This window comes from Paenibacillus lycopersici (assembly GCF_010119935.1).
In the GTDB taxonomy this organism is placed as follows: domain Bacteria; phylum Bacillota; class Bacilli; order Paenibacillales; family Paenibacillaceae; genus Paenibacillus_Z; species Paenibacillus_Z lycopersici.
This window is the reverse complement of sequence record NZ_CP048209.1, coordinates 3133700-3155156: the sequence shown is the minus strand read 5'-3', so window position 1 is coordinate 3155156 and position 21457 is coordinate 3133700. Positions and strand designations below refer to the sequence as shown.

Here is a 21457-nt window from a genome sequence, read left to right as displayed (position 1 = left end):
GACTTTAAGCATATTGCAGCCGGTAGAGCTGCGCGTATCGTCCGGCTGTCCGAAGCAATTGATCATGATTCCCTTCCTCGACGACTTCTCCGTTCTCCATGACGATGATCCGGTCCGCGCTCCGGATCGTGGATAACCGATGCGCGATCACGATGGCCGTGCGCCCTGCCATTAGCCGTTCCAGCGCATGCTGAACGAGCGCCTCCGATTCGCCGTCCAAGGCGGACGTCGCTTCGTCAAGCAGCAGCAGCGGCGCATCCTTGACCATTGCGCGCGCAATCGCGATGCGCTGCCGCTGGCCGCCGGATAGCTGCGCGCCGTGATCGCCGACGCGCGTATCCATCCCGTCCGGCAGGCTGCGGATCAATTCCGCCAAGCCCGCTTCGCGCGCGGCATGCCAGATCCGCTCATCGGCGGTATCCGCGTTCCCCCATGCGATATTGTCGCGAATCGTGCCATCGAACAGGTAGTTGTTTTGCGGCACATACGCGATCAGGTCGCGTACCGCGTCCTGCGAATACCGCTCGCGCGGATGCCCGAATAAATGAACGGAACCGGCATCCGCCGGAGCGAGCTCCAACAAGCAGCGAATCAACGTCGACTTCCCGCCGCCGCTGCCGCCGACGATAGCGAGCCGCTCCCCGTTTCCGACCTGCAAGGACAGCTGATTGATGGCAGGCGAATCGTTCCCGTAGGATACCGTGACGTGCCGAATATCGATCGCATGCGCCGCTTGGGCATCCGGTATCGCTTCAAGCTTGCGCATCGTATCGTCGGGACAATCAAGAACTTCCTTGACGCGCACCGCGGCGATCGTCGCGAATTGAAGCTGCTGGTAGGAGTTGGTCATCAACAGCACATCGTTGTTGATTTGGGACTGCAGGAGCACGATGAACACGATGGTGCCCAAATCGGATACGCCCATGTGCACCAGGACGCCGCCCGCGACCAGCGTAAAAATAATCGCGCTCCACTGGATCGCGGAACTCGACGACGAGCGCATCGCGTTATAGGCCGCGCCGCGCATGGCATAGGAACAGACGTCCGCGGAATCCTTCTTGTACTGCTCCTGCAGATGAGAAGCAAGCCCGAACATCCGCACGACGATGCTGCCGGATATCATGTCGATCATGCGCTGCGTCAGAGAGGACATCATCCCCATTCGCTTGGTTTGCCACGCATACTCGCTGCGAATGCAAGCCAGGTTCGCATAGATGCTGATGAACGCGAAGAGGAGATTGATGATGCCTATGACAGGCTCCTTCACGATGCAGATAACCGTGCAGATCAGGATGCTGACGGGGATGGCGAACAAGCTGCTATCGCCCGTCATCATGGAACCGAAGAACGAGGCCGCGCGTTCCGTATCCATGCTCAAGCGGGCGGACAGGTCGCCGGATCGGTGCCGATCCGCTTCCGCTGCGGGCATCGCGGTCAATTTGGCGAACAGCGCTTTGCGAATCTGCGCAAGGCCAAGGACATGAATACGCGCGGCATGGTAATTCACTGCCGTAATGACGGCGATGCCGGCGATCGCGCTGACGGCGACAATGCCGATCGTTCGCAGCATCGCAGCGAAATCGCCTGCTGCGGCATGCGCCGTCGTCTGACCGACGAGATAAGCGGTGGTAATCGACATCCAAGCGTTCTGCAGGATGCCGAGCGCGGCGCACAGAATATATCCCGATCGCCACGTCCGTATGAAACGCCAAGACCATGTCATCATTCGAAACGTATGCCTTATGCCGTCAATCGCCGATTTCATGATAATCCGCCTCCTGTGATCGATAGAGCCGATAGTAGACGCCCTGCATCGACATGAGCCGTTCATGCGTACCGCTCTCTGCCGCTCGGCCGTCTTGCAGGCACACGATGCGGTCGATATGGCGAAGCGCCGACAGGCGGTGAGCGATGACAATCGCAGTGCGTCCTTGCATAAGGCGTTGGAGCGCTTCCGACACCAGCGCCTCGCTTTGCGTGTCAAGCGCGGAGGTCGGTTCGTCGAGCAGGAGAAGCGGCGCGTCCTTCAGCATCGCGCGGGCGATCGCGACCCGCTGCCGCTGACCGCCGGACAACCGCAGCCCGCGTTCGCCGATTTCTCGATTCACGTCGATGTCGGATAGCAGCGCGGCTTGAATGGCCGCTTGGATTTCCGCGTCCGTCGCGCTACGATTGCCCAATGCGACATTGTCCCATATACTCCCGGCGAACAGATACGTGTCTTGCCCCACATAGGAGATACACGCGCGAAGCCCGTCAATCGACCAATCCTCTATGGCATGACCGAATAGCGAGATATCGCCTCCCTGCTTCCGGTATAGCGCCATGAGGAGCTTGATGGCGGTCGACTTGCCCGAGCCGCTTGCGCCGACGAGCGCGATCCGCTCGCCGCGTTGGACCGAGAATGACAGATCTTCTATTACCGGAGGCTTACCCGGGTAAGCGAACGATACGCGGTTGAACACGATGTGATCTCCTTCCGGCTTCCGCTCCGTCCCGCCCTCCGGTTCGGGCGGCATATCCCACAGTTCGAATACGCGAGCGGCACAACCGCGCGCCGTTCTGAAGCTGGACAGCACGGCGCCGAAATCGCCGATCGGATTGCCGATGAACACGCTCAGGATGACGACCGACATGACGCCGCCGGAAGTAATCCGATCGATGCTTGCCAAATAAACGCCGAATCCGCAAATGATCATTTGCGGAATGAAAACTAACAGCTGCCCTAACGGAGATAGCAAGATCGTCGCGCGGTTGGCATGAATGCCGCTCTCGGCAGCCCGATCGACCGCCGCATCATAACGCCGGCGCAGTACGTTGCCCATGTTATACGCCTTCGCAACCTCGAAGCCGCCCATCAAATTATTCGCGATGGACAGCGATTCGCCCGCCGCCTGCTGCCATTGCTGCGCGAAGCGGGTTAACGGCGCAGAGACGATCGCTTGCAGCAGCATGATCGCCGGCACGATCGCAAGCGAGAACAGCGTCAATTGCCAGCTGATGATCAGGGATGCGATCAGTGCCGCAATGCCGATGATTTGCTGCGGCAGACGGACGGAGAAATAATTTTGCAGGGAGCCGTTGATTTGGGCAAGGTCGCTGTTGGCGCGAGACAGGAGATCGCCGATTCGCTGGGCATCCAGCGTCTGCTTGTCGATACGGGATACGGTTGCAAAGGTCATGTCGCGCATGCTGCGATCGCATAGCTCGCTGTATTTGAGCCCTAGATATTGCTGCAGGTACTGGGAGGGAACGAAGAGTCCAAGCGATAGCAGCAGAATAACGGTCTGTTTGTTCATGACCGTGCCGACTGCGCCGAAATGATCGATCGTGAGGTGAAAGCACTGTGTCATGATGCTTAATAAGGCCGATGTGAGCAGCGAGCAAAGTATCGCGGCTGCGAGCGTGGAATTGTATCTGGCATTGACGGTCAAATAACGCCGCATGACATGTACGGCGCTTGGAGCGGCTTCTTGTGAATCCGGTACACGTTCTTCATTCATTTCCTTGATCCCCTCTCCGACATTTCTTTGGTTCCCTCTCTGTCATTTTCTTGATGAATGAATAATTCACTCATTTTCATTCATTTAATTAAGCACGCCGAAGCGTGCCCATATGGTTGCTGTATTCACTTGTTGTCAATCAAGTATGCTCTGGTTACGAGGTCTACGGCAATTTCGCGGGCCGTATCGCGCGGAACGGATAAATCGGGCATTAAAATATTGGCGTTCATCGCCCACCAAGTCAAAATATCGTTGATGCATTGTACATGGACGCGCGGGTAATCCAACTGTCGAATTTCGCCGGCTTCCTTATAGATCGTCAAGTTATGCTCGAATACACGAAAGAACCGATCCCTCACCGGGAAGAAGCCGTTCGCCAGTTCCCGCAGAATGTTTGCGTTCGTCTCGACATTGCCGGTTGCGAGCAAGATATCCGCGCTCATGTCGAAAATATCGGCCACCATTTGCTTGAAGCGCTTGGTAATCGCTCCTGTATCGTCCGTGACCCGCAGAATTTCGTTGAAGATCCGCTCATTCAATTGCTCGCTAAGCGCTAGAAGATGGTTCATATCGGCCTCTTCGACGGGCAATGGAATGTCGCTTTCAAGGTAGTCCTTCTCGAGCGACGCGCGGATGACGAAGGTCAGGATCGCTTTCTTGCTTGCGAACAGATTGTAGATCGTGCCCGTAGCGACGCCGGCTGCGGCGGCAATCTCGGATACTTTGGTATTCGCGTACCGCTGCGTATTGAACAGCCGGCCCGCATGGAAATAAATGCTGTGAAGTCTTGCGTCTGCCATCATACACCTCGAAATGAATTATTCATTCATATTGTATGCACGGATCCGAATGCTGTCAATCCTATCCAGTCGATTTTACGATCCGGCAACCGCGCCGCAACGTGCCATCGCCCATTCAAGAAACCGCATATCCCCTGCCGCCGCGCTTTGATAGATGACGTCCAGTCCGATCCGAAGCTGATAGCTCCGCAAAGCTTCGGCATGCCGCGCGATCTCGGGATGCTGCCGTTCGAAATACCGCGCCTGCACCTCCATGCAGTCGAGCCAGGTGCGCCAATAGAATATATTCGCCACGTCGTAGAGCGGGTCGCCGAACAGCGCTTCGCTCCAATCGATAACGCCCGTAATCCGGCCGCCATCCGTCAATAGATTGTTCGAGCCAAAGTCGCCGTGAACGAGCCGCCGAACCTCCGGGCAGCGCGGCGCGAACGCTTCGAGCGGCTGCATGTATCGCGCGATTCGCTTCCGGTCAAGGATCGGCATGACAGCTTCCCAATCGTACACGTTCGTATCCAGGATACTCATCATGTAATCGCGCCAGCTCGCAAAGCGTCCAATGCCCTGCGCATTGAAGGGACCATACCGTTCGGTTCCCGTCATGTCCGCGCCCGCGATCGCTTCCATGACGCGCGCGACAGCTCCCGCAACGGACGGCAACTCCGCAGGCGAGGTGTCCTGCACGGTTATGCCAGGCGCCCGCCGGGATACGCAGTACGCATACTCGTCATCAAGCCGGCCGATCGCAGCGATTTCGGGAATCGGCAGCTTCGGCGACGCGAAGCGGCGATAACAGAAGCCGTCTTTATGGAAACCGTCGGCAGATCGATTGATGCGAACGATATATTCATCGTCCCCGAAGCGGACGGCGAATGCTTGCGACTCCTCTCCTTCGGCTACGGGCGACCAGTCTGACGAGCCGTTCATGTCCATATCCCGCGCAACCGCGGCTATGATCGATTCCGGCGACAATCGAGGTTTCATCTCTGCAGACCCCTCCTTTGCTGGCAAAATAAGAAAATAAGAAAAAACGAACGGGCAAGTTTCGCTTTATCGTGAATGCGGTCCGCCTCTATCATAGGAATATGGAAGCCGATCGCATCATTCATTCAGGCTGGCTCGTATTCTAATCCCAATCGAGGTGAACCGTGTTATGACGGAACGACTGCCGGAAACCGTCGGAAACGCCATGCGAAGCTTGGGCGAAGCGCTGCGGCTGCGGATACCCGACACTGTGGAAGCCATCTACGTATATGGCTCGACCGCTCTCCAGGCTTATATCGAGGGCTCCAGCGACATCGACTTTCTCGTCTTCGTGAATCGAACGCTTACGCCAGCCGACATCGACCGGATTCGCGACGCGCACGCGGAGACCGAAGCGGCGCTGGCCGGCATCGACATCATGGGCGCCTATATCCGGGTATCGGATGCGGGGAAGTCCCTTCGGGAGCTCGGCCCCGTCCTCTCCTATTCGGACCGGCGGTTGACAACGGAAGGCGCCGGAGATATCAACCCGATTACCTGGTGGATCCTTCGTAAGCATGGCATCTGCGCATACGGCCGGCAACTGCCCTTCCAATACGAGCTGTCGTCCGATGCGCTCGTCCGGTACGTGATCGATAACATGAATACGTACTGGGCTTCGTGGATCGAGCGGTTGGATCAAATGCGCGCCTCGCCGGAATTGGCGGAACAGGGCCTGCCTGCCGCGAAGCTGGATTTTGCGGTGGAATGGTGCATCCTCGGCATGCTGCGGCAATTGTATACGATTCGAGAACGCGACGTTACCAGCAAGATCGGCGCCGGAATGTACGGTCTGGCAATGCTGCCCGAGCGCTGGCATGAGCCGATCCGCGAAGCGATCGCGATCAAGCGAATGGAGCCTGCAAGATGCTATGATTCGCAATTATCGCGGCTGCAAGACCTCATCGCGCTGCTGCGCCTGATCCATGCGGAGTGCAACCGCTCAGACCTTGCCCGATGAATATCGCAATCGGAATTACGCAATCGGAATTACGCAATCGGAAGCACGCCTGTTCATCGACCAGGCGTGCTTCGCTTGTCGATCTGTTTATTCGATTATCGCGGCTCAGCCTCCCTCCTGCCGCTTCCGCAGCTTTCGGAAGACCATGACGAGAGGCAGCAGCAGACATGCCGACAGGACGATCGATACGCGAATCGTATAGCGTACGCCGGCCCATCCGACGAGCGGTCCGCCCGCCGTCTGGCCGATGGCGTTCGCCTGACTCAGGAACGACAGCAGCGTCGAACGCGTACGCGATTCAAGCTGCTGATTGAGCCAGGCCGCGTAGAGCGGATTGAAGACGGAATTGAGCATCCCGAGGAAACAGAAGCCGACGAGCGCCCAAGCCAGGTTCGGCGCAAGGGCGAACAGGATCAAGCCCATGATTTTCAGCGCGGCCAGCACGAACATCATGTTGCGTGCGATCGCATGATTATCCAGGTTCGCCTTGCGGATGACGGCCTCGTTGGTCAGCAAGCCCAACAGCATGCTGACGATACTGAATGCGCCGAACCAGACGGCGTCATTCCAGCCGCCGAACCTCGGCAACCCGATATCGGTAAGGAGATGCGCCTCCCATAGCCGGTCGAATCCTTCCGAAGACGCGCCGGCGGACAGGCTGACGATCAGGACAAGGATGAATACAGGCGACCGTTTGGCGAACGAAATCCCCTCGTTGAAGGTCGCTTTCATTTGTCCCCATGAATTCCGGTCCGCTTGCGGGACGGGACGGTAATTGGTTTCCCGCATGGCAGCGGCCAAGTAGATCGCCAGCGCGATATAGAGCGCCCCGCCCGTTACGTACGGCAAATTCAGACTGACGGAAGACAACAGCACGCTGGCGACGATGCCCGCAACGGAAGCCGCTTGCTGTACCTGGCTTGCGCGAAGGAAGACTTTGCCGATCCGCTCCTCGCCGAGCTCGTCGGTCACCCACGACTGCTCCGCGCCGCTCAGGAACGTTTCGCCGACGCCGCGGATCATTTCCGAAATGACGACCAGCGCGAACAGCGAGACGGCGCCGTTCAACAGTCCGTGCGAAATCCACATCGCTTGGCCTTCGATGATGTAGGCGACGCCCATAATGAAGAACGCGATGATCACGGACAGACGGCGGCTGTACGTGTCGGCCAGCACCCCTGTCGGAATTTCGAATACGAACACGACGATTTCGAGGAAGGAGCCGACCAAGACGAGCTGAAACGGGTTAAGTCCCAATGCCTGAATGTAATACAGGGCGTAGGTGGTGAACATGATAGCGTTCGCGAGCGCGATAACGGCGCTCATCGCGTAGTAGACGCGTTCGGTTTGACGTGAATGCAGATGTATCGTCCTCTCTTGGGCATATTCAAGTTATCGATTGCGGTTGAACGCAAAAAAACACAGACCGCGCGGGCCTGTGTCTCCAGATAAAAAGAATCGTATTCCAAAGGTACGGACGATCATTACGAAGACATCGGAACGACTGGCTTGCGCCAGCGGACTGATAGTCGTAAAATCGCTCGGTTACGATCATTCTTAAACGAAGTCCCAACGAGGCCGCGCAACGCAAATAACCGACGTGTTCTTCATTACGGCCGTGCTGACTCTCATGTGTGGACCTCCTCGGAATGAAATGGCTTACATGCATCATTTTGCCACAGACATCCGGAGCGTGTCAATCATGAATCGCTGCCGGACTGCGCGCCTCTGATCATGTTCGATGATCAAGGCCGGCGAGAAGCCCGCGGGCTCCGGACGGCCGTGGCTATACGGCTTACCGCAAATATTTCCCCGTGATCGACTGCTCCGCTTGAGGAATCTGCGAAGGCGTGCCCTCGAACACCACCTGGCCTCCCTTGCTGCCTCCGTCCGGTCCCAGATCGATGATCCAATCCGCTTGGCTAATGACGTCGATATTATGCTCGATGACGATGACCGTATTGCCGGCGTCCACGAGGCGATTCATGATGCCGAGCAGCTGGCCGATATCCGACATATGCAGGCCGGTCGTCGGCTCGTCCATCACGTAGATGCTGCCGTTCTTATGCAGCTCGCTCGCCAGCTTGATGCGCTGGCATTCTCCGCCCGACAGGGTGCTAAGCGGCTGGCCGAGCGTGATATAGTTGAGACCCACGTCGCTCAGCGCTTGCAGCTTGCGCGACACTTCTTTGAGCTTGAAGAACTCGAGCGCTTGCTCCACCGTCATTTCCAGCACGTCGGCGACGGACTTGCCGTTCAGCTTGTACGCCAGCACTTCTTCCTTGAACCGCTTGCCGCCGCACGCTTCGCAGGGCAGCTTCACGCTGTCGAGGAAAGCGAGATCCGTGTACACGACGCCGAGCCCCTGGCAGTTCTCGCATGCGCCTTTGGAGTTGAAACTGAACAAGCCTTGGTTCACTTTGTTCTCCGCCGCGAACGCTTTCCGCACGTCGTCCATAATGCCCGTATAGGTCGCGGGGTTCGAGCGTGTCGATACGCCGACCGCCGATTGGTCGATGACGATGGCATCCGAATGCTCGCCGAGGAAGATATCGTTGATAAGCGTGCTCTTGCCCGATCCGGCGACGCCCGTAACGACGGTCAGCACGCCGGTCGGAATATCGACGCTGACGTTCCGCAGGTTGTGCAGCGTGGCGTTCTTGACGGACAGCTTGCCGGACGGCCGCCTGCAGTCGTGCTTGAGCCGAAGCGGCCGCTTCATGTAATTGCCCGTCAACGTGCCCGATTCCAGCAAGCCGTCGAAGCTTCCTTCATATACGATGGTTCCGCCCCGGCTGCCGGCGTGAGGCCCGACGTCGACGATATGGTCGGCAACCTTGATGACGTCGGGATCGTGCTCGACGACGATTACGGTATTGCCTTTGTCGCGCAGCTTCCGAAGCAGCTCGTTCAACCGGTGCACGTCGCGCGGATGCAAGCCGACGCTGGGCTCGTCGAATATGTACGTGACGTCCACGAGGCTTCCGCTCAGATGCTTCACCATCTTGACGCGCTGCGATTCGCCGCCGGACAGCGTATCCGTCTCCCGGTCGAGCGTCAGGTAGTCCAATCCGATATCGACCAGATGCTGCAGGCGTTCCGTCAGCGACTTGACGACCGGCGCGGCGGCCGAATCGTCGATTTCGCGCACGACGCGAATGAGCTGGCCGACTTCCATGGCGGACAGTTCCGCGATGTTGAAGCCGTTAATCCGGCAGTTGAGCGCAGCCTGACTGAGTCTCGCCCCGCGGCAGCTGTTGCACGGGCCTTCGGTCATGTACGGGGCAACGGTCTTCTGCGTGCGCTCGGACATCGTCTTGATATCCCGCTTGATGTATTTGTTGGTGAACTTCTCGATGACGCCTTCCACGGTAAGATTGATCGTTTTCCCGCCGAACTGAGTCTCGAACTTCCGCGCTTTGCCGTACAGCAGCAGCTCCAGTTCTTCCGGCGAAAAGTCGCTCAGCTTCTTGTCGGGATCGAAGGAGCCCGACTGCACGACGAGCGACCAGTCCATGCTGTCTACTTTGAAGTCCGGCAGCATGACGGCCCCTTCGCTCAGCGACTTCGACATATCCACCGCTTTGCTCATATCGATGCCCAGGCTGCGCCCGATCCCGCTGCACTCGGGACACATGCCGAGCGGATCATTGAACGAGAACATGTTCGCCGATCCGACATGCGGCTGGCCGACGCGGGAGAAGAGCAGCCGGAGAATGGGCGAGATGTCGGTGATCGTGCCCATCGTGGAATGGGAACCGCCGCCGAGGCGTCTCTGGTCGACGATGACGGCCATGCTCAGGTTCTCGATCGCATCCGCGTCCGGCTGAGGCACGCGGGGAAGAAAGGTTCGCACGAATATGCTGAAGTTCTCGTTCAGCAGCCGCTGGGACTCGGCGGCGATCGTATCGAAGACGATCGATGACTTGCCGGAACCGGATACCCCGGTGAAAATCGTGATTTTCCGCTTCGGTATGCGCAAGGAGACGTTCTTGAGGTTGTTCTCCCTCGCGGCCGAGATGACGATGTATTCCTGATTTGCTTCGCTCATGCCTCGCATCCTTCCATAGATCGTATTCCGAAAGCAGGCATAACCGGCTGCATAGCGTCGCAGCCGGTTATGATGATTCGGTCGGTCTGAAATCTCTCTTCAAGCGGTCGCTTTCGTTCGTCTCGCAGCGCGCTTCGGTTATTGGGCAAGCAGCTTCTCAAGCTCGCCGCCCATGGCGTTCCAGCCGTATTTGGCGCCGTGAAGCGCTTGTACGTTGGAGATGCCGGATTGCTCAAGATGTAAATTCACCTTGCCGCCCCCCAACTCCTGCAAGGTCCAGACGACCGTGTGCTTCTCGCCCGCGCTCCCCCACATATAGGACAGCTTGTTCGGCTCGTCCACGATCAGCACTTCGCCTTCTACGATGCCGTCCCACCATTCGGTCGGCTTCTGGCGGAACTGAAAACGGTAGCCGACTTCGGGCTTGAAGTTGTTCTCCATCCCCCATTTCGCCAGCTTCTCCGGGTCCGTCAAGGCGGCCCGCAGCTTCTCGATCGTGGTCGCCGCGTATTGGAAATCCAGCGTCAGCGTCATCCTCATAGCTCATCCTCTTCGAACAGTTGGTTTAACGAAGCATGTTCGCGCTCCAGAATTTGCCGTAGAAGGAAACCCAATCCTGAATTTCCCGAAGCGGTTCGGCGTTCAGCCTGAATCGCGTTTCCCGGCCGACTTTGCGGTCAAGAACCAATCCGGCTTCTTTCAGTATGGTCAAATGTTTGGACACTGCCGTCCGGCCCATATCGAATTGTGGGGTCAATTCATGAAGCGGCAGCTCCCGGGCTTCTGCTAACAGATGGATCAATCGGCGCCTGGTCGGATCCGCTATCGCTTCAAATACATCCCGCGGCTGGCTGCTCTCGCTCACAACACCCTCTCCTAGATCTATCGATTGCTCCCATTGGACACCATTTAGTGACAGTTTCATTATAGGACACCTTTTGGTGTCGTGTCAATGAGTCATAGTATGCCCAAGCCCGGTATCAGGTATGTCTTGCTTGGTTCCGCGCCGGCTTCTTCCCGTATGGGCTTCCTTAGACAAAAACATAGACGGCCCCCGAGCTGTCGGCTGCAGGAACCGTCTATCCGTCATTCGGGTATTGACACGGAGAATGATCCCGTGGCAGCCGCATCGCTGATGTTCAGCAGGCCGATCGTCTGGATCTGATCGATGCTGACTCCGTATTCATTGCCTCCCGGCACGTCGAGCTGAAAAGGCGGCAGCCCGTTGTAGCGGGTGATGACCAGTCGAACGGGCCCAGTCAGACTATCCGTGCTAAGCGTCACCAGCCCCGATGCGCCGGGTGCTGCCACCGCGGAATAATACCCTTGTCCGACGCCTGCGTCCAGCGTATAAAACGTGAAAAATCCTAACGACATTCTCGTCCACCTCCCTCAATCCAGTTAATGAGAGAATGTGAGAATGCGTAACGGCAGTTGAACCCGGTTTACGATCCGATCGTCCGAAAATCGATCGGCGCGGGCGGCGGAAACAGCAGCTTCGCCTCCGCCAGAAGCGCCGGCGTAAGCGCAATGCCTCGACTGCCCGCTAGCTTCTTCGCGTTATACGCATACCAGAGCTCGATAACGAGCGTTTCGCCTTCGCGAATGACGGCGAATTCCGCGGCGAACAGCTTCTCCATGAACGCGTCATGCCCGAGTTCCAACGCTGCGGCGCCGACGATGATCCGAATGCGGTCGCTTCCTTGATCCGCCGGAGGCAGCGATTCATACAAGCGCCATGCAAGTTCATGCCGCTTGCGTTCGATCAGCAGGCTTAAGTACTCTTCCGCGAACGCGCGGTCCGGGAAGGCGCCGGAGACGGCATACGCTAGCTCGTAATGCGACAACGCGCGATCCGGCTCGCCTCGCCGCTTCATCGCGACGGCAAGATTCCGGTAAGCCCAGGCTGACGGGGCAAGGCGGAGCGACGTCTCCCAAGCCTCGATCGCTTCCGCTTCAAGACCATGCTCGTACTGCATGACACCGTAATGAAGATAAGCCGTCCACGTCGGGCCGCTCTCGCGAGACTGCCGGATGACGGAGCCCAGCCTGTTCATCCACTCGTCCTGGATCATCCAGGATACCGGGACATCCTCGACGGCATGGGCCGGCAGCATGCCATCCCGAAGCAAAGCCAGCCATGGCTGCTGCTGCGCGCCGAGCGTCGCATCGGCAAATTCGAAGCCAAGCGGAATGCCGCGCTCTCCCTCTTGCGCTCTGCGCAGCCGCTCCAATGCTCCCCATCCGGACCCGTCGTGCAGCGAAGCTTCCGGGGACCGGTCTGCCAGCGCCCGGTGCTTCGCATGCGCGTAATAAACCGCTTCCTCGCTTACCGCCTGATTGATCCGGCCTTCGATATATTGACGGGCGCTGTCCCAGTCGTCCCGATAGACGCTCGTCGTATCGGCATCCAGCAAGCCGATGACCTGCGTGAACGCCCATTCGGTATCGGCGGGCATCTCGATGCCGTGAAGCTGCGTCGGCGCAAGACCGGCCTGAACCTCGAGGTACCGGCCTTCGCCGGGCCTGGACAGGAAGTCGCACCAACGCCGGCCGCCGGCATGATGACCCCAGCAGAACATTTTCCGGTAACGAAGCATCGCGGTCGAGCGTTCGAAGAACACGCGGCCGTCCTCGTAGGCGACCGCTTCCCATGGGGACTTGGCGCGCGCTGGCGTCTGGAAGAAATATTCGCTCGCGTAAGGGAACGCGCTCGGATACGAGACGTCCGCGTTCGGCACGGCCGGGAGGACGGGCAGATCGCCGGCCCCGTAGCCGTTCTGGAGAGGATCGATATAAATTACCTCGGCGGTGCCAGAGAACACGCGGGCTCGTTCCGTCTCTTCGACGGCCGTATTCGTCCACCAGTACATCGGCACGGCCATCTGACGATCGTTCACGATGCGAACATAAACGCTCAACTGCCGCGCGCCGGGAGGCAAATGAAAATCGACCTGCCAGAATACGTTCTTGCAGCGCTCATATTCATAGATCCGCAGAAATTCGTTTCCTTCGTCATCGCGCATCCGCGCCGCATGCACGGGCGAGCATGTCGTGAACGCATGACCCAATTGACCGATGTTCCATTCAATGCCCCCGGAGAACCAGGCATTCAGAATCGCCAGGTTCGCCGGCTGAAGCACGGGATTCTTGTACAGCAATTCCCTGCCTGTCGGCTTCTCTTGCAAGGCGTACAGCCTTCCCCCGTATTCGGGCAGGAACACGGCTCTGAGCCTGTCGTTCTCCAGCACGATCGTCTTCAATTCCATCGTTTCGCGTTTTCTTGAATAGCGGTCCTGCATACGGTAAGGCAGAAACCGCTCCCCCGCGTTTTCGCCCATATGCGCCTTCAGCTCCGGCGTCAGGCTGCCGTTGTCGACCGCATGGCGGTGTTTGTTCCGGTTACGGAACATCGGCAGCGGATTCTCGCCTTCCAGGGCAGCGCCTTCGATCTGCATGTTCGCCACAGTCACTTTCATGCCGCGCACGATCCTCTCCGCTTATTGTCCCAGCGTAAAGCCAGCGGGTGAAGTCAGGATGATTCGTCGTCATGCAAGATTTACGCCAGCTAGTACTTGAAGACTTATTTCGGTTATGCGCTTCCGAATCCTGCATATGGAGGGAGAAGTATTCCGGTTAAGCGATTTCTAATCTTTTTCTAATAATCAGGGCGAATGCGAGTCTATGAGCGGGAAAGGCCGGCCGCTAGCAAATGATGGGTCAGAAAGGACATGCTATAGTAGTTGCAGGCGAACAACGCTCAGCCAAACAAGCTTAAAGGGAGGACATCATGAACAACAACTTCAAGCTTAATGGTCGTGCCAAGCAGACCTTCGCAGGCGCAGCGCTCTCGATCGCGATCGCGTTCACGGGGGGCTTGCTCGCCATGCCTCAGACGATGCACGCCGCTGCGATAGATTCTTCAAATAAGCAAACGACTATTACAGACACGCAGATGTCTACTACAGACAAGCAAACGACGACTACAAACAAGCAAACGACGACCAGCGCGAAGCAAGAGACCGCTGCCGACCGCGTCATTGCAACCGGCAAGCAATTCCTCGGCGTTCCGTATCATTTCGGCGCGGATGCCGGACGTACGGACATGTTCGATTGCTCCTCGTTCACGCAATATGTATTCGGACAGAACGGGATCGATATCCCGCGCTCGTCGAGACAACAGGCGAAGACCGGCACGGCAGTGGCCAAGGACGACCTGCAGCCGGGCGATCTCGTGTTCTCGGATACGAATCACGACGGCGTGATCAATCACGTGAGCATCTATATCGGCAACGGACAGTTATTGCACACGTACCGCGTCGGTGTCGGCGTCGCGATATCCGAGTTCGACGGCAGCGCGTGGGATCGCGGCTTCGTGACGGCGCGCCGCGTCATATCCGATAACGATCAGCCGGTCGTCGCCCCAGGCGAACCTTCGGCTTCGAATCCGGACTCCGATTCGGACGGACAAGCCGCTGACACGGGTCTCGATCGGCAGCAGGATGATTCGACAAGCCAGGATCAACAAGAATAGTATGTTCGAAACCGCAGCTCCTACGGCTGACGCTTCCTGCCAGCGGATCGTTCATGCGGGCCATACGAGAAATGGTCATACGAAAGCGAAGAGAACCCCGGTCCGGGGTTCTCTTGAGGCTGTCGAGAAAGTTCGATGCGGTGTATGCCGTATGTATGGAAAAAAGGATCCCCCTCAATGACCGGGCGGACAGAGGTTCCGTTATTTGGGAGAAATCAAGCTTTCGGGGGAGCGCACGGACACAGGATCCGTTAATGTCCCCGAATGACATCGCAAACAGGCTTGTCAGCCGATATAACGGATCTCCTGTCCGCGGGCACACGGAAAAACGTAATCAAGCAGCGACGGATCTTCTGTCCGCTTCCTAACTTCAACGGCCGGCGAAGCGGCAACAGGAGTTGTTCATGCGCCGGGGCGCGGTTTGCCACGAGCTCGCTCGAAGCAGCGTGTAATTCTCTACGACGTGTATTTCTCAACAACTTGTATTCTCAGCAACTTGAAATTCTCAATAACTTGTAATTCTTAGCAATCTGAAGGGAACCCCGAGCCAGGGTTCCCTTCTTGGCCGTTATGATCGTTTGCTCAGTAAGCGCCGCGAATATGGTCATGCACTTGCTCTTCATAGAATGTGCGCAGACGCTCATGCTCTTCCGCGCTGAACGGCTTCGCGGCGAGCACGCCGAGGTTGTCCTCGACTTGACGGACGTTCCTGAAGCCCGGAATGACGCATGTCACTTCCTGGAAATCCAGCAGCCAGCGAAGCGCCGCCCGCGTCATATTGCCGCGGCCATCCGCGATCCAGCCCAGCTGCGAGGCCAGCTCGACGCCTTGGGCGAACGGCAGGCCCGCGAACGTCTCGCCCACGTTGAACGCCGCGCCGTCGCGGTTGAAGTTGCGATGGTCTTCCGCGTCGAAGGTCGCGTTCGCCGTGAATTTGCCGGTCAGCAGACCGCTTGCGAGCGGCAGCCGAACGAGCAAGCCGACGCCGCGCTCGCTTGCCCGCGGAAGCAATTCGGCGATCGGCTTCTGCCGGAAAATATTGAAGATGATTTGCAGCGCCTGAACGCCGGACTGCTCCAGACAGAACAGTCCTTCTTCCACCGTTTCCACGCTGACGCCGTAAGCGCGGATCTTGCCTTCGCGTTGGAGCTTGTCCAGCACTTCGAACACGGCGCCCTGCTTCAGAATAGCAAACGGCGCGCAGTGGACCTGATACAAGTCGATCGTATCGCGCTCCAGCCGTTTCAGGCTATCCTCGCACCACCTGCGAATCTGCTGCTCCGAATAGGCCTGCGGGTCGTGAATATCCCCTTGCCGGCAAAACTTCGTAGCGACGTGAATGCGGTCCTCCTTGCCTTTCGTAGCGCGGGCGAGCAGCCGTTCGCTCTTGCCGCCGCCGTACACGTCGGCCGTATCGAAGAAATTGACGCCTTCCTCCATCGCCTTGTCCAAAGCGCGCAGCGACTCGGCGTCATCCGTCTGTCCCCACGAGCCTCCGATCGCCCATGTGCCGAAGCTCACTTCGCTGACCTGCAAGCCCGTCCTGCCGAGCGGACGTTTGTTCATCTCATCATCCTCCTAGTCTTGGCAACGATCATCCATCGCATGTATTGTAGCAAACATTCGCTTGAATGCGCTATCAGCGACCGAGTGGCGGTGCGGCGATCGCCTCGAACGAAGCGCGGCATCGCCATGAATAGGAAGCTTCCGCAGCCGCATACCATGGTATATAGCGTATGCCGTTCCAACGCCGGCCGGGCCATGTAACAAGCTGCATCCAAAAAGGAGGTTGCGCCATGCGTAACAATGAGAACCAGGCATCCGAATCCAACGAGGATCTGCTCGAGATCCAGGCTGCCAGGCTAGCCTATATCGGCGCATCGATTGCCGTGATCGGGGACGGCGTCTCCGCGATCGCCGCCCTGCTCGCGCTGCAGCTGCTCGAACGGCAAAAGGCGGAGGCGCAGCAAAAGACGCAGGCGCAGCAAACCGCGGCGTCTCAATCCCGTTACTACGGCTCCTTCAATCCGGGCGAAGTCAGGGACCAGATGAATTATTTCATCAATGAGCTGATCAAAGTAAAAAATACGATTTAACAACGCGCAAGCCCATTCTGCTCGCGGCGTTAGAAGCGATGCCGGAACCAGCTTTTACAAGCCGCCGCCGCTCGAAAACGAATGGCCTGAGCGGCAGGATAACGGCCTTTAATCAGGGATTCCGAGCAATTCCGGGATATCGTTCAGGAAGCGGCCGATCGGTTCGGCCGCGTAATCGTTCCAAGGCGCGTCGAAGCAGCCGTATTCGATAACCGCATGAACACTGCCGCGCCGTACGGCCGGCAGCCCCAGCCATGCCTCGCTCAAGGCGAGCCGGCGCCATGCGGCTTCCGCCGCTGCGCCCCCTTCCACGTGAACCAGGATGCGTTCGGCCTGAATGCCGGCAAGCTCGGAAGGCGTAATCTCCCGGTGCCACCCGGTGTCCCGCAGCTCGGGAGGCATCGCAATCTCCAGATCGCCGTACAGCACGCTGCCGGCTTGGCGGCCCCACACCGTTAACCGCTCCCCGCCGACTGATAGGACGAGCAGGCGGTCCGGCCCGATGACAGGCGCGATGCGCGCCCGGACGGCAGCCGCGTCCCGGTCGTATTTGCGCAGCCACGCCTCCGCCTCCTCCTCGCGCTCCAGAAACGCCGCCAGCTTGACGAGATGGGTGCGCCAATCGTCGTTCCAGCTCAAGAACAAGGTCGGCGCTAGCTGCTGGAGCTTCTTCTGCTCGGCCGGGGGAATGAGCTCGCCAATCGCCACGATGCCGTCCGGCTTGGCCTGTCGAAGCGCCTTCAGGTTGAATTCGTAATGATGGCTGAGCGGCGTTGCCACCTCGAATTCGTATTTATTCCGGTAACGGCTCGTCCAGTAGTGATCCATCGGCGCCGCGACGGGTATCGTCCGCAGCGCGAGCAGTTGACCGAGATTGATCCAGCTGTAGGCGGCGATTCTGCGCTGCCTGCTCCGCAAATACGCTGCCGGCGACATTCCGGTCTGCTTCTTGAACAAGCTGCTGAAATAGCTCTCGTTCGTATAGCCGATGCGCAGGGCGATCTCGGCCAGCGTCAAATTCGCGCTGCCCATAAGCCGTTTCGCTTCCCGCAGGCGCAGCTCCGTCCTGTATTCCACGACGCCTTTGCCGAAACGCTCCTTGAACAGCCGCATGAAGTGAAAACGGCTGAGTCCGGCGATCCGCGCCAGCGACTCGATGGCGATCTCGCTCGCATAGTGGCGTTCGAGCTCCAGACGGGCGAGTTCGAGCGCCATTTCGGTCAGCCGCTCCCGATGCGTCAAGGCATGGCTGAGCAGCTCCAGCAGCCCCGCTTCGCAACGCAGCCGCGCCGAATCGGTGCCCTGCTTCCAGCTCGTCTCGATGACGCCGAATAATTGGCTGGCCATCGCTGCCGAAGGGAGCAGCGCTTCGCCGAGAACCGGGAACGCCGGCTCCGTCCCCTCGGGCGGCATGTGCGCCGACGCTTGTCCGTTCGGCGTAACGAATGCCTGAAAATAGAGCATCAGCAGCTCCAGCGTCTGGCCGCCGAAATTCGTCACTTCGAGCAATTGGCCGGGCGCGCAGATGAACAGGCATCCGGGCTTCAGCACATGCAGACGCCCGTCGACGATAATACGGCCGTCGCTTCCGTTCGATAGCAGCAGGACATGCGACTTCGTCTCGATGAACGCCCGGTCCGACGGCGGCTGCTGCGCATCGTCCCGCAGCGCCTGAACGTCCAGCAGCCAATAACAAAGCCTGGCCGCAGCGGAAGGCTGCAGGCCAGGGAAAGGTCGATTATTCATGAACATCCTTCAGCACGTCGGCGATGATGAGTCCGTTCGCTATCGCGTTGGCATTGAACCAGTGGCCGGAATCGGCATCGAATACGCGGTTATTCTTGACGGCGGACAACGACTTCCAGAGCGTGTTGTCGACCGGCGGCTTGCCGCGGCCCGGACCGGAAATGACGAAGATGTAATCGACGTCCTTCAAATCCGCGAGCGACTCGATCGAATACGTATCGTAATCGCCTTTCAATACGGCAGGCTGCTGGAAACCGAGCGTCTTATAGAGCGTCTCGCCGCCGTAGAAGTTCGGGCCGAACAGCTTGAAGCCCTTCTCTCCGTCCGCTTGCATCAGCACCGCGGTCTTCTCGGACGGAAGGCTGCCGAGCGTGCTTTTCGCGTCGGCGACTTGCTGATCGTACGCGGCAAGCGCCGCTTTCGCGGCATCCTCGTCACCCAGCAGCGTTCCCAGCTTCTCGAGGTTGCCGCGCCAGTCCGCTTCATTGTCGGAGAGGACGAAGGTCGGCGCGATTTTGGCAAACTGGTCGTAGCTGCCGTTCGCAAGATAAGTCGGCGCCAGGAAAATAATCAAATCGGGCTTGTACGACAACGCCTCTTCCGGCTTCAACCCGCCTTCCATATTCAGGACGGGCACGTCCTTCAGCTTGTCTTGCAGGTACTGCTGCGGAACGCCGGCCGCGCCCCATTGCGCCACGGGCTGCATGCCGAGCGCCGCCAGCGGGTCTTCCATGAATGGCGCAAGAACGCGCTGCGGATGAGCGGGCACTTGAACTTCATGTCCCATGGCATCCTTCATGACGCGCGCCGCCGCGTCGTCTCCGGCGTTCTGCGCGGAAGAATCGTTCGACCCCGTATCGGCGCCGTTCGCGGCGCCTTCGTCCGTGGTTGTCTGCGACCCGTTCCCGTTGTTCGAAGCGGCTGCCGTCCCGCCGTCGTTCGAGGCGGCCGCGGTTCCGTTATTTCCGCCGTTGTCGGCATTGTTGCCGCTGCCGCAAGCGGCCAGCAGGGAAATCAGCAAGACGATGAGTGCGAGATGCGCAATGCGTGTGAATCGTTTCATGTTCGAGTAGCTCCTATTATTGAGATTGATTATCATTATCTATGAATAGTATAGTGCCTGGACCGCGCATTGTGAATCATCATTTGTGCTGTCTTTTTGACGATGGCAGCATTCTTGCTGAATCAGGAACAACGGCTGGTTACATTTGACCACGGTTTACTTTCACGTGCTTTAGCCAGGCGACGAGGATAACGCTGATAATGACGAGCAGGAACCATGAGCTGATTTTGCCGATTCCGACCGGATGCCAGGCTTGATGCTGGTTGGGATACGTCCAGGCGTGGAAGAACGTCGCGATATTCTCGGCCAGCCAAATGAAGAATCCGACGATGAGGAACGCGGCCGTCAAGGGCATCCGGTACGTTCTGTCCCGCACGCGATAGATGATCCACGTCCTCCGGAAGACGACAACCACAAGCAAGGTCAGCCACCACCGATAATCGGGGATATAATGATGCGTGAAGAAGTTCAAGTAAATGGCGGCGCCAAGCGATCCCGATTTAGCAAGTCCCGGCCAGCCCGTCATATCCATCCGCAGCCTGCGCCAGATCTGGCACAAATAGCTGGCTACGCTAGCGTACATAAATCCGCTGTAGAGCGGAACGCCCAACAGCTTCGTAAATCCGGGCTCAGGGTATGACCAGGAGCCGATCCGAACTTTATACAGTTCGAGCAGAAGGCCGATGAGATGAAACACGCCGATTACTTTCAATTCGTCGCGCGTCTCGATGCCGCAGCGATACATCAAGCCTTGCACGATCAGCAAAATCAGCAGCACGAAATCGTACCGATGCAGGAACGGCGGCGCGATGACATTCGACAGCGCCAGCGTTCCGAAGATGGCGACCGGGAACATGCAGCTCATTGCCTGATGATAGCCGAAGATCGCAAGCTGCGCGATCGGCTGATTCGCCTTACGCATGCGGCCGTTCATTAGCCCCTTCGCCTTCTCTGTATTCCAGAATATCGCCCGGTTGACAGTCCAGCGCCTTGCATATCGCTTCCAGCGTGGAAATCCGAATCGCTTTCGCCTTGCCGTTCTTCAAGATCGAGAGATTCGCCATCGTGATCCCCACCCTCTCCGACAGCTCCGTCACGCTCATTTTCCGCTTCGCCAGCATGACGTCAATATGAATGATCATCGCCATGGTTCACCTCAGACCGTCAAATCGTTCTCGGATTTAATCGCGATGGCATTCTGCAGCAGCTTCTGAAGGACGGCGGCGAACGCCGCGATGATTATCGATGCGAAAATAATAACCATGCCGATAATGATGAGGCCCGGGGCGTCGTCTTGATCCGCAATGAAGTACAAGAACGGCAGGCTTGCCGTAAACAGGACGGCGATCGCGATCGCGAACAGCTTAATTTTGCGCAATGCCAGCACGGAGCCATCGGAGAAAGCGTCGTTCCGGTCGATGAAGATCAGCAGCTTGAATGACTGGTACAGCGCCATGAAATACGGAATCGCGGACGCGTAAGCGATGACGATTAACGGATAGAGCCAATACGCCGGATACAGATCGGACGCGTTTCTCGCGAACAGGGGCAGCCCTACCAGGCATACGGCCAGAACCGGGAGCGCGAGCAGGCAGACTGTCGCCTTCAGCAGGAGTGTTGTTCCTCGTTCCACGACATGCACCTCATTTCATTAATCTCTGTTTGAATATACCATAAATTTAT

General features: G+C 58.2%; 18 protein-coding genes and 1 pseudogene. 3 read left to right on the top strand and 16 right to left on the bottom strand.

Translation table 11 applies throughout. The features are described 5' to 3' along the window. Positions 1–4: 4 nt before the first annotated feature. The 4 genes from GXP70_RS14010 to GXP70_RS13995 form a co-directional block, all read right to left on the bottom strand. Entirely contained in the window at positions 5–1765 is a 1761-nt protein-coding gene (locus GXP70_RS14010; protein ID WP_162357387.1) for an ABC transporter ATP-binding protein, read from the bottom strand. Continuing rightward, on the bottom strand, positions 1749–3503 hold the full coding sequence (locus GXP70_RS14005) for an ABC transporter ATP-binding protein (RefSeq protein WP_162357386.1): 1755 nt from the start codon (positions 3501–3503) through the stop codon (positions 1749–1751). Before GXP70_RS14005 ends, GXP70_RS14010 begins: the two co-directional genes overlap by 17 nt. Before the next feature lie 125 nt (positions 3504–3628). Then, complete coding sequence (locus tag GXP70_RS14000; RefSeq protein ID WP_162357385.1) at positions 3629–4303, bottom strand: TetR family transcriptional regulator; 675 nt, start codon at positions 4301–4303, stop codon at positions 3629–3631. 75 nt (positions 4304–4378) lie between these two features. Then, complete coding sequence (locus tag GXP70_RS13995) at positions 4379–5227, bottom strand: phosphotransferase family protein (RefSeq protein WP_450091390.1); 849 nt, start codon at positions 5225–5227, stop codon at positions 4379–4381. 226 nt (positions 5228–5453) lie between these two features. Between GXP70_RS13995 and GXP70_RS13990 the strand changes: the two genes are divergently transcribed. Next, complete coding sequence (locus tag GXP70_RS13990; RefSeq protein WP_162357383.1) at positions 5454–6284, top strand: aminoglycoside adenylyltransferase domain-containing protein; 831 nt, start codon at positions 5454–5456, stop codon at positions 6282–6284. A 105-nt stretch (positions 6285–6389) separates the two neighbouring features. Here GXP70_RS13990 and GXP70_RS13985 read toward each other — a convergent pair whose 3' ends face one another. From GXP70_RS13985 to GXP70_RS13960, 6 genes and pseudogenes are all read right to left on the bottom strand, one after another. Continuing rightward, positions 6390–7610, bottom strand: coding sequence for an MFS transporter (locus tag GXP70_RS13985; RefSeq protein ID WP_162357382.1), 1221 nt, complete (start codon positions 7608–7610; stop codon positions 6390–6392). A gap of 469 nt (positions 7611–8079) precedes the next feature. Beyond that, positions 8080–10335: an ATP-binding cassette domain-containing protein gene (locus GXP70_RS13980; RefSeq protein WP_162357381.1), complete on the bottom strand. Its 2256-nt coding sequence runs from the start codon at positions 10333–10335 to the stop codon at positions 8080–8082. Positions 10336–10473: 138 nt separating this feature from the next. Further along, a complete protein-coding gene (locus GXP70_RS13975; protein ID WP_162357380.1) occupies positions 10474–10875 on the bottom strand; it encodes an SRPBCC family protein in 402 nt (133 codons plus the stop codon). Further along, positions 10872–11200: pseudogene (locus tag GXP70_RS13970) on the bottom strand (ArsR/SmtB family transcription factor). The gene GXP70_RS13975 and the pseudogene GXP70_RS13970 overlap by 4 nt, the downstream one beginning before the upstream one ends. Positions 11201–11421: 221 nt before the next feature. After that, positions 11422–11712 (bottom strand): hypothetical protein, encoded by a 291-nt coding sequence (locus GXP70_RS13965; protein ID WP_162357378.1) that lies wholly within the window; start codon positions 11710–11712, stop codon positions 11422–11424. 68 nt (positions 11713–11780) lie between these two features. Beyond that, on the bottom strand, positions 11781–13814 hold the full coding sequence (locus tag GXP70_RS13960; RefSeq protein ID WP_162357377.1) for a DUF5107 domain-containing protein: 2034 nt from the start codon (positions 13812–13814) through the stop codon (positions 11781–11783). A gap of 311 nt (positions 13815–14125) precedes the next feature. Between GXP70_RS13960 and GXP70_RS13955 the strand changes: the two genes are divergently transcribed. Then, entirely contained in the window at positions 14126–14869 is a 744-nt protein-coding gene (locus GXP70_RS13955) for a C40 family peptidase (RefSeq protein WP_225442798.1), read from the top strand. Between the two features lie 582 nt (positions 14870–15451). Here the strand turns inward: GXP70_RS13955 and GXP70_RS13950 are convergent. Continuing rightward, complete coding sequence (locus GXP70_RS13950; RefSeq protein ID WP_162357376.1) at positions 15452–16435, bottom strand: aldo/keto reductase; 984 nt, start codon at positions 16433–16435, stop codon at positions 15452–15454. 230 nt (positions 16436–16665) lie between these two features. On the opposite strand from GXP70_RS13950, the gene GXP70_RS13945 reads away from it, so the two are divergent. Then, positions 16666–16965 (top strand): translation initiation factor 2, encoded by a 300-nt coding sequence (locus GXP70_RS13945; protein ID WP_162357375.1) that lies wholly within the window; start codon positions 16666–16668, stop codon positions 16963–16965. Positions 16966–17073: 108 nt separating this feature from the next. On the opposite strand, the gene GXP70_RS13940 is transcribed toward GXP70_RS13945, so the two are convergent. From GXP70_RS13940 to GXP70_RS13920, 5 genes are all read right to left on the bottom strand, one after another. Then, entirely contained in the window at positions 17074–18711 is a 1638-nt protein-coding gene (locus tag GXP70_RS13940; protein ID WP_162357374.1) for an AraC family transcriptional regulator, read from the bottom strand. Beyond that, complete coding sequence (locus GXP70_RS13935; protein WP_162357373.1) at positions 18704–19774, bottom strand: ABC transporter substrate-binding protein; 1071 nt, start codon at positions 19772–19774, stop codon at positions 18704–18706. Before GXP70_RS13935 ends, GXP70_RS13940 begins: the two co-directional genes overlap by 8 nt. A gap of 139 nt (positions 19775–19913) precedes the next feature. Further along, a complete protein-coding gene (locus tag GXP70_RS13930) occupies positions 19914–20708 on the bottom strand; it encodes a DUF817 domain-containing protein (protein WP_225442797.1) in 795 nt (264 codons plus the stop codon). Beyond that, positions 20689–20922 (bottom strand): helix-turn-helix domain-containing protein, encoded by a 234-nt coding sequence (locus tag GXP70_RS13925; RefSeq protein ID WP_162357372.1) that lies wholly within the window; start codon positions 20920–20922, stop codon positions 20689–20691. Before GXP70_RS13925 ends, GXP70_RS13930 begins: the two co-directional genes overlap by 20 nt. Positions 20923–20930: 8 nt before the next feature. Further along, positions 20931–21407, bottom strand: a complete 477-nt coding sequence (locus tag GXP70_RS13920) for a DUF2975 domain-containing protein (RefSeq protein WP_162357371.1) — start codon at positions 21405–21407, stop codon at positions 20931–20933. Between the last annotated feature and the right edge of the window lie 50 nt (positions 21408–21457).